Here is a 26,823-nt window from a genome sequence, read left to right as displayed (position 1 = left end):
GTCAAGACCGAGTTTTACGCCGAAGACGTACCGTTCTCGGCGCAGCCCCCGCAATTTCAGTTGCCGAAAAAAATCACCACTAATTGGGAACTGACCAACGACTCGACGAAGTATCGATCTGAAGAGGAGCTGAGTGCTTTCGATGTGCACGGCAATCCTATCGAAATGATAAGCCCCAGCGGTATCAAGACCACCTACAGCTACTACCCCAAGGAAGGTGAGAAAGAGGATGGCGAGAATGGTGAGGTTTATTGCCCTCCGGACCGCTTTGTACGCAACCTTAAAGACACCGTGGTGACCCCATCAGACAAAGGCGAAAGCGGTGCCCCGACCCTGCGTACCCGCTTGCGGTACGCCGCGCATAAACCGTTGACCAGCAGCGGCCTGGAGTTTGACTGGCTGGCGATTCGTAGCGAGACACTGGAGCAGGTCGACAACGAGACCGTCATCAAAGAGCTGCAGCAGACTCAACATACTTACAACCAGCTGGTGGGTAATGCGTTCCTGCATGGTCGCCCGGCCACGAAGACAACCACGATCAATGGCAAGACCGGCACCACCACATACACCTACGAGATGCTCAACAGTGTACAGGCCGAGGAAACGGTGTTGCAGACGACTGAACTCTTCCGGGGTTTCGACGACGTACCCGGCAGGATGGAGGTTAGAAAAACCATTATCAGCGAAGACTCACTGCTTCACGGCAAGCCATTGCTGACCCGCGACGACCTCAACGTCAGAATTCGCTACACCTATGACGCGTTGACCCGGGTGCTCAGCGAAACAGTGGCTCCTGGCGTAACTGAGTTCGAAGCCACCCGTTATTACACGTATTTCTTGACGTCCACGGATGGGCAACAGGCCGAGCAGGTAACCACGGACGTTAAAGGGGTGAAAACCCGCACACGCGTCGACGGACTTAACCGGCCGATTTACGAGGAGCGTCAGGATGCTGACAACCCTCAGCGCGCCTCTGAATTTCGTCAAACTTACTTTGCCCGTTACGACTTTTTCGACAACCTGGTTGAGGAAACTCATTACGACTGGAGGGGCGAAGAACAAGAGGGCCAGACGACTACTTTCCAATTCGACGCGTGGGGTATGCAGCGCTGTACGATCGGGCCGGACGAGATAAAAGTCATTGAAGAAACGAACCCTATCGGCACTCTTGAATGGAAAGCCCCGATCCAGACGAGCTGGCGTGAAGGTGCTGGTGCGCAGCCGCTGACCAGCGGCAAGACGCTGACCTACCTGAATCTCTTTGAAAAACCGAACCATATTGAACGCCTTGAAACCGACGGGACGATCGTCAGCAAGCATCAGTATGGCTATGACGGACTTGGACGCACCGTCAGGGAAATTGATGCTCGCGATGCCATCACCCGGTTCGTTTACGATGAGTTTGACCGGTTGGTCGCTAACATTCTTCCGGGCGGTGCTACGGTCAAACGCACTTACGCGGAGCATAGCGCCGAGGATTTGCCGATTGAAATCAGTGTTGACGGGCGTGTGCTTGGCTTGCAGGCGTTTGATGGCCTGGGTCGCATGAAAGAGTCGGTCACCGGGGGGCGTCCGCAGTTCTACACCTATGAACCTGGACATTTCCAACCAGCTACCGTCACTAATGCCAGAGGCCAGCTGATTCAGTATGCTTACGAATTACAACTGAGCGACGAGCCGAAGCGGCGGAGCCTGCCAGGTAAAACACCGGCCGAGTATGTACATGACGGTAAAAATGCACGCCTTGTCAGCTGCAAAGAAGATGGTCTGGAATTGCAGCGAGCGTACTTTTCGACCGGTAATTTGAAAAGTGAAAAGCGTATTCAGAACAGTCAATCCTATGACATGTACTTCGACTACAGCCGCCTGGGTTTGTTGTTGAACTACACCGATGTACTGGGGCAAACCCAGTCGTACAATTACGACGCTGCCAGTCGCCTCAAAAATACCCAGCTAGGTACGACTTATTCGCAATTTACCTATGACAGCCTGGGGCAGACCCGCACTATCAGTACTCAAGATAGCGCCAGCGAACAAAGCGTGACCATCAGCCTGGAATACGACGGGTTGGGGCGTGAAATAACACGGTCTTTCGATCTGAATGGGGTCGAGCAACAACTGACTCAGGTCTACAACGCTGTGGATGCACTGGTTAGCAGAACGTTGAAGGAAGGCCCGAATCCGCTGCGCGCTGAAACCTATGGTTACGATTCACGGGGACGGCTGGTGCTTTACACATCCGCGGGCGACCAATCGCCAGTGGATCCTTATGGCAAGGTCATCAAAAAGCAGGTCTTCAGATTCGACGCCATCGACAACTTGACGCGTGTGACAACGACCTACGAAAACCTGGATGGTACTAGCGGTACCAATGTTGCCGAATACTTCTATGAAGGTGTCGACCCGGCACAATTGACCAAAGTCACCAACACACCTACGGGTTTCGGATATCCCGCCGAAATCGTGCTCAAGTATAACGACGATGGCCATATGGTCCGTGACGAGGAGGGTCGTACGCTGGAGTATGACGAGTTGGGTCGATTGGCCCGTGTCAGTGGGCTAGCGGGCGAAACGCCCACTGATTATCACTATGATCCGCAGGATACGCTTTCCTGGACGGAGGGTGAGCACGGTCAGGACCAGCGTTTCTACCAGGACGATAATCTGGTGAACCAGCTACAAGGGAGTAAGAACAGCACGTTCATGCGCGGTTATGGGGTTGTGCTCGCAGAGCGCCAGGAAGGTGATGGCCCAAAGTTTTGATGCTGGCGGGTGACGCCAGCGGCAGTGTGCTCAGGGAAATCGAAAAGGGTGACGTAAACCAGATCTCTTTTACCGCCTATGGGCATCGTAGTGCTGAACGTGCAATGAGTACTTACTTGGGGTTTAACGGGGAGATCTGTGAAGCTCAGTCAGGTCGTTATTTGCTGGGTAACGGATATCGAGCATTTAATCCTGTGCTGATGAGGTTTCAAAGTCCTGATGACTTAAGTCCTTTTGGGAAGGGTGGGGTGAACGGGTATGCGTATTGTGGAGGAAATCCGGTTGGTAACATCGACCCGGACGGGCATTTTTGGTTTTCGTCGCTATGGAGGAATGTTACCCGTCTATTTCGCGCATCCAAACCTGGTTCAGTAAATATCAAAGGATCGGTAGGGTCACAGCCAATAACAAAGCCCACTACAGTTGAAACGCTCAAAGATATCAAACTTCGAGGGCAGGAGGCTAATAGAGTTATTCTTGATGAGGGGACAAAAAATAAACCCAACGTAAAAAAAACTTCTGCGGCGCTCAAGCAGCGAGCCGAGCAGGGAGTTAGGCTCAAAAAAGTAAACAGTGAAATTAATGCTGAGGCTAAATCTACTGCTGATGCTCTCACTGAATTTGATTTTTCGATAGGTGATGACTTTAAGCGGGGCGGTGGACGGAGACCAATGAAGGAAGTTGCTCCTAGGCAATTCGAAAATAAAGAACTTACTCAATATGTTAATTTGATTAGGCGTGATTTGGTTCTTTGATGTATATGTGGTTACTCAATCAACCCTTGAGCGGTTTTTAGAATTGGCTTGAATCTAACTTGTTAATTCACTAACGCGCGCAAACTCAACCAACCCACCGTCATGGTCAAGCCCCAACTTGTCCATGGCGGTTCTTTTTTGGCGGCTGATGGTTTTTTCACTGCGGTTCAGTTGCGCCGCAATCTGTCGGCCGGACAGGCCCTGAACAAACAACCGCACCACCTCCAGCTCACGTTCGGAAAGACTCACCTGCGCGGCGTCAGCTGTCTGTCGCGATAAACCTTGCGCCTGCAGCCCTTGCGCAAATGACGGGCTTATAAAACGTCGTCCCTTGATCACTGAATGCACGGACTGTTTAAGGTCATTCAGCGCACTGCGTTTATCGAACAACCCCTCCACGCCGATGTTGAGCAAGGCCTGGAGCAAGGTCGGGTTGCGCAACATCGTCATGACGATCAACTGCACGTGATTGAAGTGCCTTTTTACATAACTCATCAACTTCAGCCCATCGGCAAAATTGCCATAAGGCATGGAGTAGTCACTGATCAGCAAATCGCAGGGTGTGCTCTGCAAGTGTCTGATCAACTCATCAGCGTTGTGTGCCTGGGCAACAATCGTAAAAGCATCGCCGAGGGCGACTTCAGCGCCCATCAGTACCACGGGGTGGTCGTCGGCGAGCATGATGCGAAGCGCTTTGTGTGGGCGGTGCCTGTGCGATACCTGGATATCGTCACAGGCACTTGGCCAGGAAGTGGGGAGCAGTTGAGCGTGGGGAGGGTGGTACGAATTCATGCAATGCCTCAACAGGGATCAATGACGCCATGACCACTGTTGCGGGACGGGTTCAGGGCATGTGAATCAAACCCTGCTCCAGCGCCCGGACGACTGCGGTCCAGCGCGAACTCACGCCGAATTTTCGGCGGATGTTACAAAAGTGGTAATTCACACCGGACTCGGTGCAACAGACGATCCGGCTGATCTCCCAGGATGACTTGCCGGCGGCGCTCCACTGCAAGACTTCTTTTTCGCGGTTGGTGAGCTTGATCGCGGGTGCTATTTGGTTTTCCTGGGGCTCTGGGTTGATCTGGGCTGGCGATGAACGAACTGCGGTGGTGTGTGGTTGAAACATGGTGGAATCTCCCATTCATCATCATTGACGGCGTGGGCGCGGCGGAATCTTCCTACATCGTAATGGCATGGTTCGCGCGGCCGTTTTTCAAGCCTGGTGGTGGGGCTTGAGGCACGGTTTTTTTATAGCGCTGATCAACCTTTTTGGCACCTGTCAGAAATTACAGGTGGCGCACTTTAACCGGCTATTAGGTGAAGGGCTGTCAGCGAAGACGGCCTGAGTTGTGGGAGATTTCCTTGTGTAATCCGCGTCCTACGGAGGCGGCGTAGGTTTTTACCGTCCGTCGATTCACACGCAGAGCTGGCGTGTTCGGCGATTTCAGATAGGGTTGAGCTCAGGATTTTCGCGCAACAGGAGCAGACCATGCGCTATTCAGCCTTGACCCAACGCATCGCCGGTGACGGAGCGGCGGCCTGGCAGATTCATGATCGAGCATTGGAGTTACGCGCACAGGGTGTCGATGTGTTGCTACTTTCGATTGGCGATCCGGATTTCGATACACCGCGGCCCATCGTTCAGGCCGCGATCGACAGCTTGCTGGCCGGCGACACGCACTATCCAGAAGTGCGTGGCAGCGCCGGGCTGCGCAATAGCATCGCCCGCCGTCATCGGCAACGCAGCGGTCAAGTGGTAGAGGCCGAGCATGTCATCGTGTTTCCTGGCGCGCAGTGCGCGGTGTATTCGGTGGTGCAATGCCTGCTCGACCCGGGCGATGAAGTGATCGTCGCCGAACCGATGTACGTGACCTATGAAGGCGTGATCGGCGCTTGCGCGGCCACGGTGGTTCCCGTCCCCGTACGACCTGAAAATGGCTTTCGCGTCGACCCGGCGGATGTCGCGGCGCGTATTACGCCGAAGACTCGGGCGATCTTGCTCAACAGCCCTAACAACCCGTCCGGTGCCAGCCTGTCGCTGCCCATTTGGCAGGCACTGGCTGAGTTGTGCATTCGTCACGACCTGTGGCTGATCAGCGACGAGGTCTACAGCGACTTGCTGTTCGAGGGCGAGCACATCAGCCCCGCGAGTTTGCCGGGCATGGCCGAACGCACCGCGACCATCAACAGCCTGTCCAAGTCCCACGCCATGAGCGGGTGGCGGGTCGGCTGGGTGATCGGACCGAAACCCATGGCCGATCATTTGGTCAATCTGTCGCTGAGCATGCTGTTTGGCATTCCGGATTTTGTGCAGAACGCCGCGCAATTGGCGCTCGATCATGACCTGCCGGAAGTGGCGTCGATGCGCGAGGAATATCGGCAGCGACGTGATCTGGTGTGCTCAAGTTTGGGCCAATGTCCTGGCCTTCGGCCTGTTCGACCAGATGGCGGGATGTTCGTGATGGTCGATGTGCGCCAGACCGGACTTTCCGCCCAGCATTTTGCCGAGCGACTGCTCGAAGGTTATGGCGTTTCAGTGCTGGCGGGTGAAGCGTTTGGACCGAGCGCCGCAGGGTATATCCGCATCGGCCTGGTGGTGGACCAAACCAGGTTGGCGGACGCCTGTCGGCGTATGGCGTTGTGTACGGCGGATTTGCTGATATCACAAGCAGCGATGAGTACGCGTCAAACTGCACACGGTTCTGATTTGGATGCGCTGAAAAGCGGGTAGCAGAAAAAATGCTGGTCTCCCACTGGCAGATCTGTCAGTGGTGAGTCAGAACCAATCGGCTTTAAATGGAGGTCTTTTCAACTACTATCGAACACATCTGTATGAGCGAGCGCGCAAAAGCGTCAGAGCAATCGGATTTGGCGAACATTCCATTTCCGGGTTCGATCGTTTCAGAAACACTGAAAGCGACAGAGACGTCCTTGGCTGTTTTCTGGATATACAGAGGTAATGAGAATCTGACGGGTACTCGCTTGAAATGGGATCTCATGGGCATGGAGGTAGGTGAGTTTGATGTGCCGTGGGGCCAGCTCCGTTACGTAATCACAAGTCTTAAACCAAATACCGAATATCGCGTCAGGGCCTACGGGGTTAGGGGGAATGACGTTTCTAATCAGAACGCCAGTGTAAGAGCAGCGACCAAACCCGCGACATCCAAGCCGTCCAGTCCAACCCAGCTCGTCGCTACGCCCACCAAGGACTCAATGGCGCTGACCTGGTCCGGCCCGGCCAATGCCTCCAGCTACAAATTGCGCTACGGCATTGCCCCAAGCGGGGCAGTCATCAAAACCGAGTCAACCTCCAATACCCGGCACACCTTTAGTGGGTTAGTCCCTGATACCCACTATTACTTTGAAGTTTGTTCTACCAACAACAACGGCGACTCCGCCCCGACACGGATCGAGAAGCGAACGTTGCAGGTGCCTGTTGCTCCCACGAATTTGCGTGCAACAGCCGCGATTACCACGATGGACGTGCAGTGGTCAGCCTCCAGCGGTGCTGTTGATTATGTTGTGCGTTATGGACTTGAACCGGGAGGCGCAGTGAACACGTTGATCACTTCGTTGCCGCGTCAGGTGCTGGGTAGCTTGAGCAAAAACACGCTTTATTACATTCAGGTAAATGCCCGCAATATCAATGGTGAGTCATTACCGTCGCGCATCACCAGGAAAACCCTCGACGGGCCGGCGTTACCGTTAAAGCCTGGTAGCTTGACCGTCGTATCAACCCATGACGTCATCAATATCCTTTGGGGGGCACCCCAGTCTTCAGCCTATATCGTCAGCATCAAGTTAGATGATCAACAAGGTGAAGTACTCGACTCCCAACCCACGCCATACATGAATTACCGCTTCCAGAATCTGCGACCCGAAACAAGCTATGCCATAGAAGTTCGTTCCACCAACGCCAGTGGTGAGTCGGAGCCATCGGTTGGCCGCGCAACCACTAACGCCTTTCAGGCGCCAGCCAACCTTACGCTTGACGAGCTGACAGACGATTCGGCCTTAATACATTGGAGCGCCGGGGCGGATTATCTGGCCGATGCGCAGTATGAGGTTTATCTGGGGGAAGACTATCTGGGAGTTTTCTCCGATAAGCTTTATCGGATAACCGGACTAACTGAAAAAAACGAGTATGAATTCAGGGTACGTGCCAAGGGTGTCGGTCGTTATGGTCTGGGTGACTATTTTTCGGCGTTTGCCTCGAAATCATTCAAAACACGTGCGTTCACGGGCATACGGATCTGTTCCCCCGGCAATTTGCGGGGTGTTCGTGTGACCACAACCACGGCGCTGCTGACTTGGGATGAACCTTACGCTACCTGTGCGTTGTGTCCGGACGCCGTGGGTTATGAAGTGACCGGCGATGGCATTGGCCCGATCAATGTGACGCATCCGCCGTGCGAGGTGACCGGGTTGAGCAACGATCGTGAACACCGGCTTTGGGTCCGAACGAAAGCCGGTGGCAATAATGTGTCAAAGCCCTCCGGGGTGTTGATACGGCGTGTTCCAGTTCCGGAGTGAGTTGTTGCGGCCTGCGAGGGGAACAGCGCTCAGGCCTTCCACGCGCTCGCATTCACCAGATTCGCCGGCCGCTCACCCGATAACGCAGTCAGCAGATTGTCCACCGCACACCTGGCCATGGCTTCCCGCGTTTCATGGGTGGCCGAACCGATGTGCGGGGTCGCCACCACATTGTTCAATTGCAACAACGGTGAATCAGGGTTCAACGGTTCGCGCTCGAACACATCCAGCCCCGCTGCGCGAATCTGCCCTCCGCGCAAGGCTTCGATCAGCGCGGCTTCGTCGACGACTTTGCCCCGGGAAATGTTGATGAAGATGCTGTCGCGCCGCATCAGCGCAAACTGCTCGGCACCGATCAGGCCCTCGGTCTCGGCGGTCAGCGGCAAGGTCAGGCAAACGAAATGCGCTTGCTGTAATAGCTCGCCAAGGCTGCGGTACTGCGCATTGAATCGCTGCTCGACCGCCGGTTTCGGCGAATGGCTGTGGTAGATCACCGGCATGCCAAAGCCGAAATGCCCGCGCTGGGCCAAGGCCTCGCCAATGCGCCCCATGCCGATGATGCCCAGGGTTTTACCGTGCACGTCGCTGCCGAAATGTGTGGGGCCTATGTTGCGTTTCCATTCACCGGCGCGAACGAGATTCGCCAGTTCAACCACGCGCCGGGCGGTGGCGAGGATCAGCGCGAAACCGGTGTCGGCGGTGGTTTCAGTGAGCACGTCGGGGGTGTTGCTGAGCAGGATGCGCCGCTCGGTGAGGTAGTCGATGTCGTAGTTGTCGACGCCCACCGAGACACTGGCAATGGCTTCGAGGTGCGGCGCCCGGTCCAGCAATTCGGCATCCAGTTTCAGGCTGGCGCCGAGCAAGCCGTGGGCGCGGGGCAGGGCGTCGCGCAGTGTTGCCATGCCTTGCGCATCCAGGCTGTCGATCAGCGTGACTTCAGCCTGCTCGTGCAGGCGAGCCATGAGCAGCGGCGAAAGTTTTTTGTACAGAACGACCTGCTTTTTCATCTTCATGACCTCGACTTCAATTCAGGAATGGGCGGTGGCGGCACGCGCTATCGTGGGCCGCTCCCGGTCGCTGGCGCCGGGTTTGAGGAACACCGTCAGCACCACCGAAAGCATCAGCGCACCGCTCATCAACAGGTACGACGCGCCGGGCGAGCCGGTGGAGCTGTTCAGGTAACCGACCAGATAAGAACCGCCAAACGAGCCGAGCGCGCCCATGCTGTTGATCAGCGCCATGGCGCCACCGGCGACGTTGGCTGGGAGGATTTCCGGGATGATTGCGAAGAACGGCCCGTACGGTGCGTACATGCAGGCGCCGGCGATCACCAGCAGCGTGTACGACCACCAGAAATGTTCTGCGCCCAGCGCGTAGGAACCGTAGAAGGCAATGGAGGCGATCAGCAGCGGTGGCCAGACGAAGCGTTTACGTTTTTGCAGTTTGTCCGAACCCCAGGACACCAGCAGCATGCCGATGACGGCCGCCAGATAGGGCAACGACGACAGCCATCCGGCCTCGATCATGTCCATTTGTGCACCGGCCTTGAGAATCGACGGCAGCCACAATACGAAGCCGTAGACGCCGATGCTCCAGCAGAAAAACTGCAAGGCCAGGATGATCACCTTGGGCGAGCGGAACGCCTCGGCGTAGTTTTTTACCGCTTTGATGCCGACCTGTTCGGCGCCCAGGGCGCTTTCCAGATCCTGCTTTTCCTGGTCGCTGAGCCACTTGGCCTGGGCCGGACGATCATCCGCCAGGCGCCACCAAATGAATGCCCAGAGCACCGCCGGCAAACCTTCGACGATGAACATCCAGCGCCAGCTGTAATGCTGCACCAGATAGCCCGAGACTACCGACATCCAGAGCATGGTCACCGGGTTGCCGAGGATCAGGAAAGTGTTGGCCCGCGAGCGTTCGGCGCGAGTGAACCAGTGGCACAGGTAGATCAGCATCGCCGGCATCACCGCGGCTTCGACCACGCCGAGCATGAAGCGGATGACGATCAGCCAGTAGGCGTTGGAGACGATGCCGGTCAATGTCGCCAGGCTGCCCCAGAGGATCAGGCTGACGAAAATCAGCTTCTTCACGCTGTGCTTTTGCGCGTAGATCGCCCCCGGGACCTGGAAGAAAAAGTACCCGAGGAAGAACAGCGCGCCGAGCAGTGAGGACAGTCCCGGGGTGATCATCAGGTCGGCGGCCATGCCCGATGCGGCGGCGAAACCGTAATTGGCACGATCCAGATACGCCAGGCTGTAGGTGATGAACACAATGGGCATGATGTACCACCAGCGGCGGGTGGCGAGCGTTGCGGTTTTCATGTGTGGTGCTCCTGAGCTTGTTGTTTTTGTCGCAGCAGGTAACGGGTTCGAATCTTCAGTGACTGTGCGGGCCTCATCGCGAGCAGGCTCGCTCCTACAGGGGGACGCGTTCTAATGTGGGAGCGAGCCTGCTCGCGATGGCGGGCTCAAATTCAGCGAGCATTTCGGTACGGGTCGGCAACCCCTCCATGTCTCCGCGGCTTTGCACCGCTCGGCTGCCAACCCAGTTGGCCCGTTGCACGGCCTCGACAACGCTGTGGTTTTCCAGCAGGGCGCTGATCATGCCGACGGCAAAACCATCGCCAGCGCCGACGGTGTCGACCACTGTCTGCACCGGTACGCCGGCGACGAAACCGGCATCCAGCTGCGTGCGGTAATACGCGCCGTGCGGCCCGAGCTTGATCGCCACGGCTTCGGCGCCCTGGTCGAGGTAAAACGCGGCGATGTCGGCCGGGTCTTCGAAACCGGTCAGCAACCGACCTTCACTCAGCCCCGGCAGCACCCAATGGGCGAGGGCGGCGAGGCGGTTGATCTCGGTAATCATCAGTCTCTCGCTGGCCCACAGGCTCGGGCGCAGGTTGGGGTCGAACGACACGCTGCGCCCGGCATTGCGCATGCGGCTCATCAATTCGAAGGTCATGTGCCGCGCCGTTTCTGACAATGCCGGGGGAATGCCAGTGGCGTGCAGGTGCCGTGCGTTGAGTAGTTCAGGCACGATCGAATGCGTCGACAAGTGACTGGCCGCCGAGCCTCGTCGGAAGTACTCGACGACGGGATCGCTGCCGTCATCGGCGCGGGACTTGAATTGAAAACCGGTGGGGTGAGCGCTGTCGATGTCGACGTGGCGGCAATCCAGGCCTTCTTTTTCCAGGGTGTCGATGACGAACCGACCCAGGGAATCGGCACCGACCCGGCTCAGCCACGCCACATTGAAACCCAGCCGAGACAAACCGATCGCGACGTTGCTGTCCGCGCCGGCAATGCGTTTGTGGAAAGCGTCGACGCTGGCCAGGTCGCCGGTTTGCTCGGCGACGAACATCGCCATGGTTTCACCGAACGAGAGGATATCGATCTCAGACATGAGCGCTCTCCCGTTGCGATTGGCCGAGGCGGGCGAGGGCGGTGACATGTGCGGTGGTCAGCTGCACCAGATCGTCGCCTTGCAGCGGATATTCCACGGCCCGCATGACGTCCTGGTCCATGTGTCGCAGCAGGCGTTCCCACTGTTGCAGATCGCTGGCGGCGGGCGGGATGGCGACCAGTTTGCCGTCGGCGCGGCGGGTGACTGCTTTGCAGTGCACATAACCGACATAACGACCGAGCAACCGTGCGGCGCTGGTGGCGGACTGATCCTGCCAATGCCAGTTGCCGATATCGAAGGTCATTTTGATCGGCAGACTGTGCTGATCGACTTCATCGAAAAAGCGTTGGAAAGGTTCGATGCGACCACCCTGCAGGGTTTGATCGTTCTCCACCAGCAGTTGCACGGGGCTCGTTTCAAGCAGTCGGGCCAGGGTTTGCAGATCGCTGTTGTCGGTGAAGTAACCCAACGAGACTTTCAGCCATTTCGAGCCAAAGGTCTGGGCGCGTTGCAGGGCAGTGACCAGTTCGGGATTGGGTTTGGATTGCCCGGCCAACCACAGCTCCATTGGCGAGGAATACACGCTTTCCAGGTCTTGGGCTTGAGTGGCTTGTGCCAGTTGAGCGGGGGCTTCAGTGGTCAGTAGCTCTTCGCGCCATTCAATGCGGGTGGCGCCTGCGGCAGCCAGTATGTCGATGAAACTGCCTTGGCCTCGCTCGCGCACCAGATCGGCGCCGTAGCTGGAGAGGCTGATGGAAACGGCTGGTTTATTCATTGTTTTTCTACCTCTGAAACCGGTTTCATTTTTGTTCAAAAAAATAGGCGGTGCAGCTGACGGCCTCATCGCGAGCATGCTCGCTCCTACAGTAAATGTGCGTACGCAGAGCCTTTGTAGGAGCGAGCTTGCTCGCGATGAGGCCAGAACATTCACCGAGAATCCCCAAGGGTCGACCCTCTCACAATCAACTGCGCCGAAAAATCCAGCGTCCGCACCGCACTGTCATCCCCGCGCAATCGCTTGAGCAAACACTCAAACGCACTGGCGCCGATCTCGGTGGTCGGCTGGGCGAGGGCGGTAATACCGCTGCCTACCAGCGGATACCAATCCAGGTCATCCAGGGCAATCAAACCTACGTCCTCAAACAGGTTGCACTTGAGCTCACGCAACGCATGGGTACTGGCCAGTGCCGCAACCCCGTTGGCACAAAACAGCGCTTTCGGACCAGGGCCAGGTGTATCGAGGAAGGTTTTCAGCTGCGCGGTCAGTTCGCTGCCGGTTTCGATCGATGTGCCGTGCAGGACCGGGTGTTGTTCGATTTGAGCCTTGAAGCTGCTGACCCGCTCGATCCGTGAACTGGTGCCGTCGAACGGCTCAGTCACCATCAGCACATCGCGGTAGCCGCGTTCTTCAAGATGGGCGAGGGCCATGGCCACCGCTGCCGGGTTGTCCAGCCCGACCATGTCGCTTTCAAGGTGCGCGACCTTGCGATCCACCAGCACCAAGGGCATTTCCCGATGCAGGTCGTGCAATTCGTCACGGTGATGGCCGAGGGTGTTCACGATCAGGCCTTCGATGTTGTACGAGCGCAGCAGGGCCAGGTGCTGGCGTTCCTGCTCATCGTCGCGGTCGGTGTTGCACACCACCAGGCTGTAACCGTGCTGACGGCAGGCGGTTTCCACCCCGTGCATCACGGCGATTGAATAAGGGTTGCGGATGTCTGCCACCAGCATGCCGATCAGGCGCGTGCGCCCGCGCTTCAGGCCGCGGGCCATCTGGTTCGGGCGGTAGCCCAATTCGGCAATGGACTGCTCGATGCGCTGGGCAATGGCATCGGAGAGCAACGCGCGGTCTTCGCCGATGAACCGCGACACGCTGGCCTTGGACACCTTGGCGTGTTCGGCCACGTCAAGCATGGTCACGCGGCTGCGCTGGGCGGCGGAAAAATCGTTCACGGTCTGAAACCTTCTTATTGGATTTATCAGGCTGAGCGCGTGGCGCTGAAACCGGTTTCAGAAGACACCAGAAACGAATCCGCCGTCAAGCACTCGATGGCGCAGCTCCCGATAAAAACCGACAAATGGAAATCAGGCCAGCACACTCAACCCGGCAGCCGTCAGTTGAACAACCCTGCCGCAATGTTGATCGAGAAACCGAGGATGGCAGTGTTGAACAGGAAACCGATCAGCGATTGCGCCAGCACAATCTTGCGCAGTTCCCGCGTGGCCACGCCGACATCGGAGGTTTGCACTGCGACGCCGATGGTGAACGAGAAGTACAGGAAGTCCCAGTAGTTGGGTGTTTCGAGGCCTTCGGCAAAACGCAGCGCCGGTTCCTTGCCGTCCCAGGTGTAAAACAGGCGAGCGTAGTGCACGCTGAAAATCACCCCGATCAACAGCCACGAGCCGAGCACCGTGAAGGCGGTGAAACCGTAGTGGAGCAGTTTGCGGGTGGTTTCCAGGTCTTTGCTGCCGGCCAGTTCGAAGGTGATCGTCGCCAGGCTGGCGAGCGCGGCGATGCACACGACCAGCAACACCAATCCGGCGTTTTCGTCTTCGATTTCGGCGATGCGTTTCACGTCCGTGGCTTTGGAGCGCACGACGAGCCACGACATCAGGATCAGGTAAGTCCAGACCCCGGCGTTCCAGCCGAAGAGGATCTTGCTGATGATCGAATCTGCCGGCATCAGAATACCCACCACAATGCCCAACAGGATGGCGGCGGACAATCGCGGGTGGGTGTGGGTGAGGTAGGACATGGAAGCTCGATGGTTTTGGACTATGCCAACACCTTAGCCCAGGTGATTTTCAGATGCGTACGAATCATTGTAGGAGCCGGCTTGCCGGCGATGAGGGCCTTGAGTCATGCGCCGCTCTTTCGATCGCCATCGCTGGCAAGCCAGCTCCTACGGGGGGGGTTGGTTAGTGTTTGCGCACCAGCTTCATGACCACCACGAAAAACACCGGGACAAACACTACGGCCAATGTCGCGGTAATCATCCCGCCAATCACCCCGGTGCCGATGGCTTGTTGGCTTGCGGAGCTCGCGCCGGTGGCAATCGCCAATGGCACTACGCCGAGAATGAACGCCAGCGAGGTCATGACAATCGGCCGCAACCGCAGGCGTGCCGCTTGCAGGGTGGCGTCGATCAAGTCGTGGCCTTCGTCGTACAGGGTCTTGGCGAATTCGATGATCAGGATCGCGTTCTTCGCCGACAGACCGATGATGGTGATCAACCCGACCTTGAAGAACACATCGTTGGGCATCCCGCGCAACGTCACCGCCAACACGGCACCCAGCACGCCCAATGGCACCACCAGCAACACCGATGTCGGGATCGACCAGCTCTCGTAGAGCGCCGCCAGACACAGGAACACAATCAACAACGACAAACCGAGCAGGATCGGTGCCTGGCTGCCGGACAAGCGTTCCTGCAACGATAAACCGGTCCATTCCTGGCCCAACCCTGCCGGGCCTTGCGCCACCAGTCGTTCGATTTCGGCCATGGCCTCGCCGGTGCTGTGACCGGGTTGTGGTTCACCGGAAATGGCGATGGCCGGGTAGCCGTTGTAACGGGTCAATTGCGCCGGGCCCTGGGTCCATTTGGCCTGGACGAAGGCGGACAACGGCACCATTTTTCCGTGGATGTTGCGCACGTGGATCTTCAGCAAATCGTCTACCTGACTGCGCTGATCACCTTCGGCCTGCACCACTACGCGTTGCATCCGCCCCTGGTTCGGGAAGTCGTTGATGTAGGCCGAGCCGACGGCAGTGGACAGCACGTTGCCGACGTCGGCAAAGGACACGCCCAAGGCGTTGGCTTGTTTACGGTCCACGATCAACTCGACTTGTGGCGCTTCGGCCAAGGCACTTTCCCGGACGTTCATCAGGATCGGGCTTTTTTCGGCGGCGGCGAGCAATTCGGTGCGCGCTTCCATCAGCCGCGCATGGCCGAGACCACCGCGATCCTGCAAGCGAAACTCGAAGCCGCTGGACGTGCCGAGGCCATCCACGGGCGGCGGCAGTACGGCAAAGGTCACCGCGTCCTTGATCTGGCTGAGGGCGATGTTGGCGCGGTCGGCAATGGCACTGGCCGAATCGTCGCTGCTCCGTTCGGACCAGTCATTAAGCGTGCTGAAGGCGAGGGCTGCGTTCTGGCCGCTACCGGAGAAGCTGAAACCCAAAATCACCACGCTGTCGCGAATACCTGGCTCGGTCGCGTTGTGCGCTTCGACTTGCTCGGCCACCTGCACCGTGCGGTTCTTGCTCGCGCCCGGTGGCAGTTGAATGTCGGTGATGGTGTAACCCTGGTCTTCCACCGGCAGGAACGAGGAGGGCAGACGACTGAAGGCAAAGCCCAGCCCCACCAGCAGCACGCCGTAGATCAGCAGGTAGCGCCCGGTACGTTTCAACGCATAGGCGACCCAGCCTTGATAGCGGTCGGTCAGTTGCTCGAAGCGGCGGTTGAACCAGCCGAAGAACCCGGTTTTTTCGTGGTGTTCGCCTTTGGCAATCGGCTTGAGCAGCGTCGCGCACAGCGCCGGGGTCAAGGTCAGGGCGAGGAACGCCGAGAACAGGATCGAGGTCGCCATCGACAGCGAGAACTGCTGATAGATCACGCCCACCGAGCCCTGCATGAACGCCATCGGAATGAACACCGCCACCAGCACCAGGGTGATACCGATAATGGCGCCGGTGATCTGCGTCATCGCTTTGCGTGTGGCTTCCTTGGGCGACAAGCCTTCGGTGGCCATGATCCGTTCGACGTTCTCCACCACCACAATGGCGTCGTCCACCAGTATGCCGATGGCCAGCACCATGCCGAACATGGTCAGCACGTTGATCGAAAAGCCCAGCGCCAGCATCGTTGCGAACGTACCCATCAGGGCGACCGGCACTACCAGCGTCGGGATCAGCGTGTAGCGGATGTTCTGCAGGAACAGGAACATCACCGCGAACACCAGCAGCATCGCCTCGCCGAGGGTGTAGACCACTTTGGTGATCGAGACTTTGACGAACGGCGAGGTGTCGTACGGGATCGAATATTCGACGTTGGCCGGGAAGTAGCGCTTGAGTTCGTCCATTTTCGCCCGCACCAGGGTCGCGGTGTTCAGGGCGTTGGCGCCGGGCGACAACTGCACGGCGACGGCGGTGGACGGCTTGCCGTTCAGGCGCGTGGAGAACTGGTATTCCTGACTGCCGATCTCGACCCGCGCCACATCGCGGATGCGCACCGTGGAGCCGTCCGGATTAGCCTTGAGCACGATGTCGGCGAACTCTTCCGGTGTCGAGAGCTGACCTTTGACCAGAATGGTCGCGGTGATTTCCTGGGTGGTGCGGGTCGGCAAGTCGCCGATGCTGCCGGCTGAAACCTGGGCGTTCTGCGCGACGATGGCGGCATTGACGTCGGCCGGGGTCAGGTTGAAACCGATCAACTTCCGTGGATCGATCCACACCCGCATGGCGCGTTCGGCGCCGTACAACTGCGCCTTGCCGACACCGTCGAGACGCTTGATCTCGTTCATCACGTTGCGCGCCAGGTAATCGCTGAGCGCGACGTCGTCGAGCTTGCCGTCGCTGGACGTGAGGGCGATCAACAGCAGGAAACCCGAGGACACTTTCTCCACCTGCAAGCCTTGTTGAATCACTGCTTGCGGCAGGCGCGACTCCACGGCTTTGAGGCGGTTCTGCACATCGACCTGCGCCAGTTCCGGGTTGGTACCCGGTTGAAACGTGGCCTTGATGGTGGCGCTGCCGAGGCTGCTCTGGGATTCGAAATACAGCAGGTGATCGGCGCCGTTGAGTTCTTCCTCGATCAGGCTGACCACGCTCTCGTCCACGGTCTGCGCCGAAGCGCCCGGGTACACGGCGTAGATTTCGATCTGCGGCGGCGCGACGTCGGGGTATTGCGCCACCGGCAATTGCGGGATGGCCAGTGCACCGGCCAACAGGATGAACAAGGCAACCACCCAGGCGAACACCGGGCGGTCGATAAAGAACTGCGGCATAAACAAGCGTCCTGCTTACTGACCAGAAACCTGGGCAAGTGGAAGAGGGGTGTCGTCGATCTGCACTTTTTCGCCGGGGCGGGCGTGTTGCAGGCCTTCAACGACAATGCGGTCGCCTGGCTTGAGGCCGCCGGTGACGATCCAGCGATCGTCCTGCACAGCGCCCAACTCGACCGGTTGCTGCGCGACCCGCTGTTCGGTGTCGAGCGTCAGCACCTGGGCGATGCCGGCGCTGTCACGCTGAACGGCCCGTTGCGGCACGCTGAGACCTTGCTGGTTGACCGCTTGTTCCAGGCGTACCCGCACGAAGCTGCCGGGCAGCAAGTCGAGGTCGGGGTTGGGGAACTCGCTGCGCAGAATGATCTGCCCCGTGCCCGGGTCGACGGAAATGTCGCTGAACAGCAGTTTGCCCGGCAGCGGGTAAAGGGTGCCGTCATCCTGAATCAACGTGGCTTTGGCCTGACCCTGGCCGACCTGCTGCAACTGTCCGGAACGGAAGGCCCGGCGCAGGTCGTTGAGTTCGCGAGTGGATTGGGTCAGGTCGGCATGGATCGGGTTCAGTTGCTGAATCAGCGCCAGCGGTGTGGTTTCGTTCTGCCCGACCAGTGCGCCTTCGGTGACCAGTGCACGGCCGACACGCCCTGAAATCGGTGCGGTGACGGTGGCGTAGCCGAGGTTCAGTTTCGCCCGCTCCACGGCGGCTTTACTGGCGGCGACTTCGGCGGCGGTTTGCCGGGCGTTGGCGCGGGCGTTGTCATACTCCTGACCGCTGATGGCCTTGTCGTCGATCAACTGGGCGTAGCGCTGTTCCTGCAACCGGGCCTGGAACGCATTGGCCTCGGCCTTGCGCAAGACGGCTTCGGCGCTGTCCAGGTCAGCCTTGAACGGCGCCGGGTCGATACGGAATAGCACGTCGCCTTTTTTCACGTCGCTGCCTTCACGGAACGTGCGCTGCAACACGACACCCGCGACGCGTGCGCGCACTTCGGCGATACGTGGCGCGGCAATCCGCCCGCTCAGTTCGCTGCTGATGGTCAGCGGATGGGCTTCGAGGGTCTCGATGCGCACGGTGGCCAGCGGTTCCGGTTCATCGGCACTCGAGGACTTGTCACAGGCGCCCAGCGCCAACGCCAGTGCGATCAGACTGAGCCTGGCAAGCAGATTTTTTGACATGAAATACCCCAATAAAGACCCCAGCATCCTACTGGGCGACAGCGAGGGTAGCGGTGAAGCTTTGTTGGTGCTGTGTGAAATTGTGTAAGGGTTTTACTCAGGGGTGGGTGAGGGCGTATATCCTGCACTTCTTGAAATTTATTGCGTCTGTGAGGTCGCTATCGCTGGCAAGCCAGCTCCTACAGGGATTTTCAGCTCACGACCTGTAGGAGCTGGCTTGCCAGCGATAGGGCCGGAACAGACGCCACTGCACTTTCTGGAAACACCCATGCCCAACATCCTCCTGGTCGAAGACGACACCGCCCTCGCCGAACTGATTGCCAGCTACCTGGAACGCAATGGCTACTCCGTCAGCGTGATCGGTCGCGGTGACCACGTGCGCGAACGTGCAAGGACGAGTCCGCCGGACCTGGTGATTCTCGACCTGATGCTGCCCGGCCTCGACGGCCTGCAAGTCTGCCGCTTGTTGCGCGCCGATTCGGCAACCTTGCCGATCCTGATGCTCACGGCCCGCGACGACAGCCACGATCAGGTGCTGGGCCTGGAAATGGGCGCCGACGACTACGTCACCAAACCGTGTGAACCGCGCGTGTTGCTGGCCCGGGTGCGAACGTTGTTGCGGCGCAGCAGCCTCAGTGAACCGCTGACCGCCAACGACCGCATTTTGATGGGCAACCTGTGCATCGACCTGTCCGAGCGCACGGTGACCTGGCGCGAACAGTTGGTCGAGCTGTCCAGCGGCGAGTACAACCTGTTGGTGGTGCTGGCCCGGCATGCCGGTGAAGTGCTGAGCCGCGACCAGATCCTGCAACGCCTGCGCGGCATCGAATTCAACGGCACCGACCGTTCGGTGGATGTGGCTATTTCCAAGTTGCGCCGCAAATTCGATGACCACGCTGGCGAGGCGCGCAAGATCAAGACGGTGTGGGGCAAGGGCTACCTGTTCAGCCGTTCCGAGTGGGAATGCTGAGCGGATGTTCAGAATCCTCTTTCGCTTGTATGTCGTGACTATCGTCTCGTACAGCGCGGCAATCTATCTGGTGCCGGACCTGGTGGTCAGGGTCTTCCAGGAACGCTTCGTCACCTACAACCTTGATTACTCTCGCGGCTTGCAGACGTTGATCGTCAAGCAGTTTCATGCCGTGCCCGCCGATCAGTGGCCCGCTTTGGCCGCGCAGATGGACAAAGAATTCGATCCGCTGCACATCGTCCTCAGCGGCAACGACGACCCCGGTTTATCCCTTGATGAGCAGCAGCGCTTGCAGCGCGGCGAGAATGTCGTGCGCGTCGGCGACTGGGGCTGGCGTACGTTGGCGGTGGCGCCGCTGAATGATCGGACGGTGGTGCAAATGGTCGTGCCGCCGGACCCGATGGACGTCAACCTGTTGTACTGGAGCATCAACGTGCTGATTGGCGCGACCATGCTCGCCTGTCTGCTGCTTTGGTTGCGCCCGCACTGGCGCGATCTGGAGCGCCTGAAAGGCACCGCCGAGCGCTTCGGCAAGGGCCACCTGAGCGAGCGCACGCAAATCGCTCCGAGCTCCAACATCGGCAGCCTGGCCAATGTCTTCGACACCATGGCCGGCGACATCGAGAACCTGCTCAACCAGCAGCGGGACCTGCTCAACGCGGTGTCCCATGAACTGCGCACGCCGCTGACTCGCCTGGACTTCGGTCTGGCGCTGGCCCTGTCCGACGACTTGCCGACAGCCAGCCGCGAGCGTTTGCAGAGCCTGGTGGCGCACATTCGTGAGCTCGACGAACTGGTACTGGAATTGCTCTCTTACAGTCGTCTGCAAAACCCGGCGCAAATGCCGGAGCAGGTCGATGTGTCGCTGGATGAATTCATCGACAGCATTTTGGGCAGCGTCGATGACGAGCAATCACCGGACATCGTCATCGACGTGCTGCTGCACGGCCAACTCGAACGCTTCAGCCTCGACCCGCGCCTGACGGCACGCGCCCTGCAAAACCTGTTGCGCAACGCCATGCGCTATTGCGAAGAACGCATCCAGATTGGTGTGCAGGTGTACGCCGGTGGGTGTGAAATCTGGGTGGACGATGACGGCATAGGCATCCCCGAAGACGAGCGCGAGCGCATTTTCGAACCGTTCTACCGCCTTGACCGCAGCCGCGACCGCGCCACGGGCGGGTTCGGTCTGGGGCTGGCGATCAGTCGCCGGGCGTTGGAAGCCCAGGGTGGGACACTGACGGTTGAAACCTCGCCGTTGGGTGGGGCGCGGTTCAGGTTGTGGTTGCCGGCAGCGGGCTGAATTAGACGAACGGCAGCGTGTGCAATGCGCATGAATCCACGAACTGTCATGTTTGACAGTTGCGATGCCGGCAACTTGCGCGTTTCATTGGCCCGGTGCAGTCAAGCGGACGACAAGGGTAGGAAGCAGGGATGAGCGCGCCAACAATAACAAGATGCGGTCTGGGGACGATCAGTGCGATCAGGGACGTCAGGATTGACTCTGCGTCGACGTGTTTTGCAATGGTCAAGCCTGAGGACGATTTCTGCGCCTGCGTGGCGATCAGGTTAGCGGCCGGGATCACAACCGCCGGCCAGTGCTTTCTGGTCGGTGACAAGGTGCAGTACACGCTGATGGCGCGGCCGGGAGAGTTTCCGCGTGCACAACACCTGGTGAAGCTTCAGGCCGACGATTGGGCTGTGTAGGCGTCAGGTCTTCGCCTCACCACACCCCCATCAACCTGCCTCATTTGCCGACAGGATTGGATTTATCCAGCCAGGCCAGCAGCGCCTGATGGAATTTTTCCGGTTCTTCCATTTGCGGCGCATGGCCCATACCGGGGAACTCGATCAGCGTCGAGTGAGGAATCAGCTTCGCCACCTGTTTGCCGAGTACGTCGTACTGGCCGATTTTCGCCTTGACCTCGGGTGACGCGATGTCGCTGCCGATGGCCGTGGTGTCGGACGTACCGATCAACAACAGGGTCGGCATTTTCAGGTTGGGGAATTCGTAAAACACCGGCTGGGTGAAAATCATGTCGTAGACCAGCGCCGAATTCCACGCGACCTGGGTATGCCCCGGGCCTTTGTTGAGGCCGGCGAGCATGTCCACCCAACGATCGAACTCCGGGTTCCAGCGGCCGCCGTAATAGGTGTTGCGCTCGTAGGTGCGAATGCCGTCGGCGCTGAGCTTGAGTTCGCGCTCGTACCATTGGTCCACCGTGCGATAGGGCACACCGAGGGCTTTCCAGTCTTCCAGGCCAATCGGGTTGACCATCGCCAGTTGCTCGACTTGCTCGGGGTATTGCAGGGCATAACGGGTGGCGAGCATGCCGCCGGTGGAGTGGCCGAGCAGCGTGGCTTTCTGGATGCCGAGGGCTTTGAGCAACTGCTGGGTGTTACTGGCCAGTTGCTGGAAGGTGTATTGGTAGTTGTCCGGTTTGCTGGACGTGCAGAACCCGATCTGGTCCGGTGCGATGACCCGGTAACCGGCGTCGCTCAGGGCTTTGATCGAACGCTCCCAGGTGGCGCCGCAGAAATTCTTGCCGTGCATCAGCACCACGCTGCGACCGTTGGCCTTGCCTTGCGCGGCGACGTCCATGTAACCCATTTGCAGGGATTTGCCCTGGGACTCGAAGGCGAAATGCTTGAGCGTGTAGGGATACTCGAAACCTTGCAGCTCGGGACCATACACGGGGCCTTCGGCGTGGGCAGTGAGGGGCAGGGCGGTGGTCAGCAGCAGGCCGGATAGCCAGCGGGGGAACGGCAGCGACATGGGGAACTCCATCAGGCATCCGCCGATGCTGGATCGGCTTGATTGAGGCGACATTAAACAGGCAACAGCCACCCTTATTGGTTCAACCCATCCAGCCCAGCGTCGCCAGTGCCAGCACACCATAACGGGCCCCTTTGGCGAGGGTAACGATCAGCAGAAATCGCCCCAGCGGTTCGCGCATCACGCCAGCCACCAGGGTCAGCGGATCGCCAATCACCGGCAGCCAACTGAGCAGCAATGACCAATGCCCTCCGCGCTGGTAGTAAATCCGGGCTTTTTCCAGACGCTCCGGGCTGACTGGAAACCAGCGCCGATCGCGAAACCGCTCGATACCGCGTCCCAGCCACCAGTTAAGCAGCGAACCGAGGACGTTGCCCAGCGTCGCCACCCCCAGCAACAGCCAGATCTCGTACCGGTCGCTGGCCAGCAAACCCACCAGCACGGCTTCGGACTGCAAGGGCAGCAACGTCGCCGCGCCGAACGCCGCAAAAAACAGCCCGATGTACGCCCCGGAAATCAATGCGCCGGGTAGTCCGCGACCACCACGTCAGTGCCATCCTTTTTCAGGCCGATGACCTGATAGGCATCGCTCATACCGTCCATTTCCATCCCGGGCGAACCCATCGGCATGCCGGGTGCGGCGACGCCCAACAGATCGTCGCGTTTGCTCAGGGCCAACACTTGATCGGCAGGCACGTGGCCCTCGACAAACTTGCCGTTGATTAACCCGGTGTGGCACGAGGCCAGGCGCGGCGGTACGCCGTGTTGTTGCTTGAATGAGCTCATGTCGGTTTCAACGTGATCCTCGACCTTGAAACCGTTGGCTTCCAGGTGGCTGATCCATTTTTTGCAGCAACCGCAATTGGCGTCGCGGTGGACTTCGATCGGGATCAGGTCGGCGGCCTGGGCCAGGGAGGAAACAAACAGGGCGCTCAGGGCGATCAGGCGTAGGTGGGTTCGCATGGGCATTCGTCTCGGCTAACGGGCAAAAAAACGCATTCTGACCGTTTTCCCCGGTCAGGCATTCGATGAGTGTTTCAAAGTGCTACAGCTCGATCATCGTGGATCAATGCTGTCAGCCGGATGAGGGGAACATTACAACGTTGTCAGGTTGTCGCTCGAGCGCCTGTGCTGGCGCGCAAGGGGTGAAAAATCTCACGGTTATCGCCGCAACGAAGCCAAAACGCTTCATCGTCTGTAACATGAGGCCCCGCCAAGTCGGACACATTTTCAGTTTCAGGAAACCGCAATGACTCAGTCGCAACGTTTGAAATATTCGATTCTGATCTCCCTCGTCGTGCTGGGGATCATGTTTGGCCTTTCGTGGTTGCAGAACACCGGCGCGATCAGCGAAAAAATGTTCCAGTACATCGCCATCGGCGTGGCGGTGGTCGTGGTGGTCATCAATGGCATGATGCGCCGCAAGGTCAAGCCCTGAAATCCAGGGCCCTGGCTTGCTTATTCGAGATGGAGCATAGCGGCAGCCTGTGGGTGCAGGCTGTAGCTTTTGTCCGGGTTGAGGACAATCACACCTTCGCTGCACAGGCGCTTCAACACTTCGCGCACGCTTAGAAAGGACAGCGGGATATCCAGCTCCAGCAAATGGCTGTGCACGCCCCGCACGCCCAGGCTGCGGTCGTTGTCGGCGGCCGAGAGCAGGGCATCGATGACTTTGAGACGAATCAGACTGGTTCGCAGACCAAAGCTCTTGAGCAGAACCCTGATCCGATCGTTACCGTGGCGTTCGGTGCGTGGCTCGAATACGCCGACTCCCAAGGAAGTTCCCTTTGGCGCGTTGCTACCGTCCGCTGGCAGTTGCGAGTTGTACATTGCAAAACTCCTTTTCAGAGCCTGATCAGGAAAAAATAGGCGCTCTCGTATAACTAGACGTTTGAGCAGCCCGAATCATGAAGCTTTAAATGTAGAAATTTTGTCGAAGCCATGTGATCAGGCTGTAAGCCCCCGCGCCAATACGCCGTAAACCCTAAATTTTTTGTGTGTGCTTCGTCCCTACAGGGAGGTGCAGTGCCTGTCCGTACGCAGCGCTGTGGCCATCGTTTTTTTCGATCAGGAGCGAGCGTGATTATTTCCAGCCAGTTAACCAGGTTGAGCCTGGCGGGTGTGTTACTGGGGTTGAGCCTTGCAGCAAGCGCGCGCAACCAGCCCGAGGAGGTAACGGCCGATATCCGCAGGACCGGTTTCGGCGTGCCGCACATTCGTGCCGACAACGAACGCGGGCTCGGCTACGGCATCGGTTATGCCTACGCCCAGGACAACCTTTGCCTGCTGGCCAATGAAATCACCACGGTCAACGGCGAGCGCTCACGGTATTTCGGGCCGGATCAGTTCACCGTCGAAGAACGTGAAAACCTGACCAGCGATCTGTTCTTCACCTGGCTGAACACTCCGCAGGCTGTCGCGGGTTTCTGGCAGGCACAAACGCCTGAGGTGCGCGAACTGATCGAAGGTTATGTGGCGGGTTACAACCGTGCCCTGGCGGAGCGTCGCGCCCAGACGTTGCCGGTGCAATGCCAGGGCGACTGGGTGCGGGATATCACGGCGATGGATCTGGTCAAGTTGACGCGCCGTCTGCTGGTCGAGGGCGGTGTCGGGCAGTTCGCCGAAGCCCTGGCCGGTGCTACGCCACCCAAGTCGGTTACCCAGGCATCGAATGATCACGCCGCGTTCCAGGTCGCGACCACACGTATGCAGCGTTTCGCGCTGGACCGGGGCAGCAATGCCGTGGCGGTCGGCAGCGACAGTTCCTTCAACGGGCGCGGCATGCTGTTGGCCAATCCGCATTTTCCGTGGGTCGGCGGGATGCGTTTCTATCAGATGCACCTGACCATCCCCGGCAAACTGGACGTGATGGGGGCCGCCTTACCCGGTCTGCCGGTGATCAACATCGGTTTCAATCGCCACCTGGCCTGGACCCACACAGTGGACTCGTCCAAGCATTTCACCTTGTATCGCTTGCAACTGGATCCCAAGGATCCGACCCGTTACCTGCTGGATGGCGAGTCCTTGCCGCTGGACAAGCAGACCGTGACCGTCAACGTCAAACAGGCGGACGGGCAGGTCAAGGCGATTGCCCATGACGTCTACAGCTCGAAGTTCGGCCCGATCGTGCAATGGCCCGGCAAGCTCGACTGGGACCATCAGTACGCCTTCAGTCTGCGCGATGCCAATCTGGAAAACGACCGTGTGCTGCAGCAGTGGTACGCGATGAATCGTGCCGAAACGCTTAAGGATTTCCAGGCCTCGGTGCATACCATTCAAGGCATCCCGTGGGTCAACACTCTGGCGGCGGACGATCAGGGCCAGACGCTGTACATGAACCTGTCGGTGGTGCCGAACGTAGGCACCGACAAACTCGCGAAATGCAGCGATCCGCGAATCGGCTTGCAGATGATCATCCTGGACGGTTCCAACAGCGCCTGCGCCTGGGACATCGATCCGCAGGCGGCGCAACAAGGGATTTATGCGTCCAGCCAGTTGCCGCAATTGCTGCGCAAGGACTTTGTCCAGCATTCCAACGACTCGGCGTGGATGGCCAACCCGGCGCAGCCGCTGACGGGCTATTCGCCGTTGATCAGCCAGGACAGCCAGCCGCTGGGGCTGCGTTCGCGATTTGCGCTGGATCGCCTGGCTACACTGGCCAAGTCCGGCAAGATTGGCGCGGCGGACCTGCAGCGCATGGTGATGGAGGATCAGGTCTATCAGGCCGGACAGGTCATGCCGGACGTCTTGCAGTTCTGCGCGACCGCTCTCGGTGCTGATGCAAAAGACCTTGGGCCGTTGTGCACCAGCCTCAAGACCTGGGATCGCCATGCGAACCTGAATAGCGGCCTGGGTTTCGTGCACTTCCAGAATCTAATGGAAGCGCTGGAACAATCCCCGGATGTCTGGCGTGTGGCGTTCGATCCGAAAGCCCCGCAACACACCCCCCGTGGCCTTGCGGTCGAGCGGCCTGAGGTGGCGGCGGCGTTACGTTCGGCGATGCTGGCTTCGGCACAGCAAGTGAGTGAGTCGGGGCTTAAGCCAAACAGCCGCTGGGGCGATATTCAGGTGGTCAGCAGTGGCGGACAGCAGACGCCGATTCATGGTGGGCCGGGAACGTTGGGTGTCTACAACGCTATCCAAAGCGTGCCGCGAACCGACGGCAAACGGGAAGTGGTCAGCGGCACAAGCTATCTGCAAGTGGTGACGTTCGATGACAACGGACCGCAAGCCAAAGGGCTTCTTGCCTTCTCGTTGTCCAGTGATCCGGCATCGAAGTACGCCCGGGACCAGACGTTGGCCTTTTCGCAGAAACAGTTGAGTGTTTTGCCGTTCACCGAACAGCAGATCACGTCCGATCCGCAGTATCAGGTGCAGTCCATCCGGCAGGCTCTAGACAAGGCTGCCAAAGTGGCGGCTCAGTAATGGCGTGAGCGTTTGAA

Annotated in this window: 23 protein-coding genes; 9 read left to right on the top strand and 14 right to left on the bottom strand. The window is 58.9% G+C overall.

Features of this window, described 5'->3' with window-relative positions; translation table 11 throughout:
• Both QYH43_RS17760 and QYH43_RS17755 read left to right on the top strand, forming a co-directional pair.
• A partial coding sequence (locus QYH43_RS17760; protein ID WP_367316902.1) for an RHS repeat domain-containing protein occupies positions 1–2,763 on the top strand: 2,763 nt, incomplete at its 5' end.
• On the top strand, positions 2,763–3,518 hold the full coding sequence (locus tag QYH43_RS17755; RefSeq protein ID WP_301157674.1) for an RHS repeat-associated core domain-containing protein: 756 nt from the start codon (positions 2,763–2,765) through the stop codon (positions 3,516–3,518). The genes QYH43_RS17760 and QYH43_RS17755, both read left to right, overlap by 1 nt.
• 54 nt (positions 3,519–3,572) lie before the next feature.
• Here the strand turns inward: QYH43_RS17755 and QYH43_RS17750 are convergent, their stop codons facing one another.
• Together QYH43_RS17750 and QYH43_RS17745 are read right to left on the bottom strand one after the other, a co-directional pair.
• Positions 3,573–4,199 carry a response regulator gene (locus QYH43_RS17750; RefSeq protein ID WP_256583271.1) on the bottom strand — a complete coding sequence of 209 codons (627 nt, stop codon included), beginning with the start codon at positions 4,197–4,199 and terminating at the stop codon, positions 3,573–3,575.
• Positions 4,200–4,362: 163 nt separating this feature from the next.
• Complete coding sequence (locus QYH43_RS17745; RefSeq protein ID WP_301157673.1) at positions 4,363–4,662, bottom strand: helix-turn-helix transcriptional regulator; 300 nt, start codon at positions 4,660–4,662, stop codon at positions 4,363–4,365.
• A gap of 348 nt (positions 4,663–5,010) precedes the next feature.
• Between QYH43_RS17745 and QYH43_RS17740 the strand changes: the two genes are divergently transcribed.
• Together QYH43_RS17740 and QYH43_RS17735 are read left to right on the top strand one after the other, a co-directional pair.
• Positions 5,011–6,252, top strand: coding sequence for a pyridoxal phosphate-dependent aminotransferase (locus QYH43_RS17740; protein ID WP_301157672.1), 1,242 nt, complete (start codon positions 5,011–5,013; stop codon positions 6,250–6,252).
• A 101-nt stretch (positions 6,253–6,353) separates the two neighbouring features.
• A complete protein-coding gene (locus QYH43_RS17735; RefSeq protein ID WP_301157671.1) occupies positions 6,354–8,054 on the top strand; it encodes a fibronectin type III domain-containing protein in 1,701 nt (566 codons plus the stop codon).
• Positions 8,055–8,083: 29 nt separating this feature from the next.
• Here QYH43_RS17735 and QYH43_RS17730 read toward each other — a convergent pair whose 3' ends face one another.
• From QYH43_RS17730 to QYH43_RS17695, 8 genes are all read right to left on the bottom strand, one after another.
• Complete coding sequence (locus QYH43_RS17730) at positions 8,084–9,061, bottom strand: D-glycerate dehydrogenase (protein WP_301157670.1); 978 nt, start codon at positions 9,059–9,061, stop codon at positions 8,084–8,086.
• A 21-nt stretch (positions 9,062–9,082) separates the two neighbouring features.
• The gene (locus QYH43_RS17725) at positions 9,083–10,375 is read right to left on the bottom strand and encodes an MFS transporter (protein ID WP_301157669.1); all 1,293 of its coding nucleotides are present in this window, start codon (positions 10,373–10,375) and stop codon (positions 9,083–9,085) included.
• 94 nt (positions 10,376–10,469) lie between these two features.
• The gene (locus QYH43_RS17720; RefSeq protein WP_301157668.1) at positions 10,470–11,456 is read right to left on the bottom strand and encodes a sugar kinase; all 987 of its coding nucleotides are present in this window, start codon (positions 11,454–11,456) and stop codon (positions 10,470–10,472) included.
• A complete protein-coding gene (locus QYH43_RS17715) occupies positions 11,449–12,231 on the bottom strand; it encodes a TIM barrel protein (protein ID WP_301157667.1) in 783 nt (260 codons plus the stop codon). The genes QYH43_RS17720 and QYH43_RS17715 overlap by 8 nt, the downstream gene beginning before the upstream one ends.
• A 152-nt stretch (positions 12,232–12,383) precedes the next feature.
• On the bottom strand, positions 12,384–13,409 hold the full coding sequence (locus tag QYH43_RS17710) for a LacI family DNA-binding transcriptional regulator (RefSeq protein WP_301157666.1): 1,026 nt from the start codon (positions 13,407–13,409) through the stop codon (positions 12,384–12,386).
• Positions 13,410–13,570: 161 nt separating this feature from the next.
• Positions 13,571–14,212, bottom strand: a complete 642-nt coding sequence (locus tag QYH43_RS17705; RefSeq protein WP_095056059.1) for a DUF1345 domain-containing protein — start codon at positions 14,210–14,212, stop codon at positions 13,571–13,573.
• 163 nt (positions 14,213–14,375) lie between these two features.
• Positions 14,376–17,462: an efflux RND transporter permease subunit gene (locus QYH43_RS17700; RefSeq protein WP_301157665.1), complete on the bottom strand. Its 3,087-nt coding sequence runs from the start codon at positions 17,460–17,462 to the stop codon at positions 14,376–14,378.
• A 15-nt stretch (positions 17,463–17,477) separates the two neighbouring features.
• Positions 17,478–18,635, bottom strand: coding sequence for an efflux RND transporter periplasmic adaptor subunit (locus tag QYH43_RS17695; RefSeq protein WP_301157664.1), 1,158 nt, complete (start codon positions 18,633–18,635; stop codon positions 17,478–17,480).
• Between the two features lie 268 nt (positions 18,636–18,903).
• Here QYH43_RS17695 and QYH43_RS17690 point away from each other — a divergent pair, with 268 nt between their 5' ends.
• The 3 genes from QYH43_RS17690 (at position 18,904) to QYH43_RS17680 (ending at position 21,312) form a co-directional block, all read left to right on the top strand.
• The gene (locus QYH43_RS17690; RefSeq protein ID WP_095152741.1) at positions 18,904–19,605 is read left to right on the top strand and encodes a response regulator transcription factor; all 702 of its coding nucleotides are present in this window, start codon (positions 18,904–18,906) and stop codon (positions 19,603–19,605) included.
• A gap of 4 nt (positions 19,606–19,609) precedes the next feature.
• Positions 19,610–20,908, top strand: a complete 1,299-nt coding sequence (locus tag QYH43_RS17685; RefSeq protein ID WP_301157663.1) for an ATP-binding protein — start codon at positions 19,610–19,612, stop codon at positions 20,906–20,908.
• A 221-nt stretch (positions 20,909–21,129) separates the two neighbouring features.
• Positions 21,130–21,312: a hypothetical protein gene (locus QYH43_RS17680; protein WP_301157662.1), complete on the top strand. Its 183-nt coding sequence runs from the start codon at positions 21,130–21,132 to the stop codon at positions 21,310–21,312.
• Between the two features lie 40 nt (positions 21,313–21,352).
• Here QYH43_RS17680 and QYH43_RS17675 read toward each other — a convergent pair whose 3' ends face one another.
• The 3 genes from QYH43_RS17675 to QYH43_RS17665 all read right to left on the bottom strand — a co-directional run bounded on the left by QYH43_RS17675 (position 21,353) and on the right by QYH43_RS17665 (position 23,344).
• Entirely contained in the window at positions 21,353–22,381 is a 1,029-nt protein-coding gene (locus tag QYH43_RS17675) for an alpha/beta hydrolase (RefSeq protein ID WP_301157661.1), read from the bottom strand.
• A gap of 82 nt (positions 22,382–22,463) precedes the next feature.
• The gene (locus QYH43_RS17670; RefSeq protein ID WP_301157679.1) at positions 22,464–22,898 is read right to left on the bottom strand and encodes a YqaA family protein; all 435 of its coding nucleotides are present in this window, start codon (positions 22,896–22,898) and stop codon (positions 22,464–22,466) included.
• Complete coding sequence (locus tag QYH43_RS17665) at positions 22,898–23,344, bottom strand: DUF411 domain-containing protein (RefSeq protein WP_301157660.1); 447 nt, start codon at positions 23,342–23,344, stop codon at positions 22,898–22,900. The genes QYH43_RS17670 and QYH43_RS17665 overlap by 1 nt, the downstream gene beginning before the upstream one ends.
• A gap of 286 nt (positions 23,345–23,630) precedes the next feature.
• On the opposite strand from QYH43_RS17665, the gene QYH43_RS17660 reads away from it, so the two are divergent.
• The gene (locus QYH43_RS17660; protein ID WP_095056066.1) at positions 23,631–23,819 is read left to right on the top strand and encodes a hypothetical protein; all 189 of its coding nucleotides are present in this window, start codon (positions 23,631–23,633) and stop codon (positions 23,817–23,819) included.
• 20 nt (positions 23,820–23,839) lie between these two features.
• Here QYH43_RS17660 and QYH43_RS17655 read toward each other — a convergent pair whose 3' ends face one another.
• Positions 23,840–24,211, bottom strand: coding sequence for a fe2+ zn2+ uptake regulation protein (locus QYH43_RS17655; RefSeq protein ID WP_095056067.1), 372 nt, complete (start codon positions 24,209–24,211; stop codon positions 23,840–23,842).
• A 249-nt stretch (positions 24,212–24,460) separates the two neighbouring features.
• Here QYH43_RS17655 and QYH43_RS17650 point away from each other — a divergent pair, with 249 nt between their 5' ends.
• On the top strand, positions 24,461–26,806 hold the full coding sequence (locus QYH43_RS17650; protein ID WP_301157659.1) for an acylase: 2,346 nt from the start codon (positions 24,461–24,463) through the stop codon (positions 26,804–26,806).
• The last annotated feature ends 17 nt before the right edge of the window (positions 26,807–26,823 follow it).

Source organism: Pseudomonas sp. C32 (assembly GCF_030417915.1).
GTDB lineage: Bacteria > Pseudomonadota > Gammaproteobacteria > Pseudomonadales > Pseudomonadaceae > Aquipseudomonas.
This window is presented reverse-complemented; position numbering and strand designations above follow the sequence as displayed.

Bases quoted from the DNA above. Each gene is read 5' to 3' on its own strand.
- QYH43_RS17685 (WP_301157663.1), top strand. From the start codon at position 19,610: ATGTTCAGAATCCTCTTTCGCTTGTATGTCGTGACTATCGTCTCGTAC.
- QYH43_RS17695 (WP_301157664.1), bottom strand. From the start codon at position 18,635: ATGTCAAAAAATCTGCTTGCCAGGCTCAGTCTGATCGCACTGGCGTTG.
- QYH43_RS17740 (WP_301157672.1), top strand. From the start codon at position 5,011: ATGCGCTATTCAGCCTTGACCCAACGCATCGCCGGTGACGGAGCGGCG.
- QYH43_RS17690 (WP_095152741.1), top strand. From the start codon at position 18,904: ATGCCCAACATCCTCCTGGTCGAAGACGACACCGCCCTCGCCGAACTG.
- QYH43_RS17655 (WP_095056067.1), bottom strand. From the start codon at position 24,211: ATGTACAACTCGCAACTGCCAGCGGACGGTAGCAACGCGCCAAAGGGA.
- QYH43_RS17675 (WP_301157661.1), bottom strand. From the start codon at position 22,381: ATGTCGCTGCCGTTCCCCCGCTGGCTATCCGGCCTGCTGCTGACCACC.
- QYH43_RS17735 (WP_301157671.1), top strand. From the start codon at position 6,354: ATGAGCGAGCGCGCAAAAGCGTCAGAGCAATCGGATTTGGCGAACATT.
- QYH43_RS17725 (WP_301157669.1), bottom strand. From the start codon at position 10,375: ATGAAAACCGCAACGCTCGCCACCCGCCGCTGGTGGTACATCATGCCC.
- QYH43_RS17700 (WP_301157665.1), bottom strand. From the start codon at position 17,462: ATGCCGCAGTTCTTTATCGACCGCCCGGTGTTCGCCTGGGTGGTTGCC.
- QYH43_RS17660 (WP_095056066.1), top strand. From the start codon at position 23,631: ATGACTCAGTCGCAACGTTTGAAATATTCGATTCTGATCTCCCTCGTC.
- QYH43_RS17665 (WP_301157660.1), bottom strand. From the start codon at position 23,344: ATGCGAACCCACCTACGCCTGATCGCCCTGAGCGCCCTGTTTGTTTCC.
- QYH43_RS17715 (WP_301157667.1), bottom strand. From the start codon at position 12,231: ATGAATAAACCAGCCGTTTCCATCAGCCTCTCCAGCTACGGCGCCGAT.
- QYH43_RS17750 (WP_256583271.1), bottom strand. From the start codon at position 4,199: ATGCTCGCCGACGACCACCCCGTGGTACTGATGGGCGCTGAAGTCGCC.
- QYH43_RS17720 (WP_301157668.1), bottom strand. From the start codon at position 11,456: ATGTCTGAGATCGATATCCTCTCGTTCGGTGAAACCATGGCGATGTTC.
- QYH43_RS17680 (WP_301157662.1), top strand. From the start codon at position 21,130: ATGGTCAAGCCTGAGGACGATTTCTGCGCCTGCGTGGCGATCAGGTTA.
- QYH43_RS17745 (WP_301157673.1), bottom strand. From the start codon at position 4,662: ATGGGAGATTCCACCATGTTTCAACCACACACCACCGCAGTTCGTTCA.
- QYH43_RS17705 (WP_095056059.1), bottom strand. From the start codon at position 14,212: ATGTCCTACCTCACCCACACCCACCCGCGATTGTCCGCCGCCATCCTG.
- QYH43_RS17730 (WP_301157670.1), bottom strand. From the start codon at position 9,061: ATGAAAAAGCAGGTCGTTCTGTACAAAAAACTTTCGCCGCTGCTCATG.
- QYH43_RS17755 (WP_301157674.1), top strand. From the start codon at position 2,763: ATGCTGGCGGGTGACGCCAGCGGCAGTGTGCTCAGGGAAATCGAAAAG.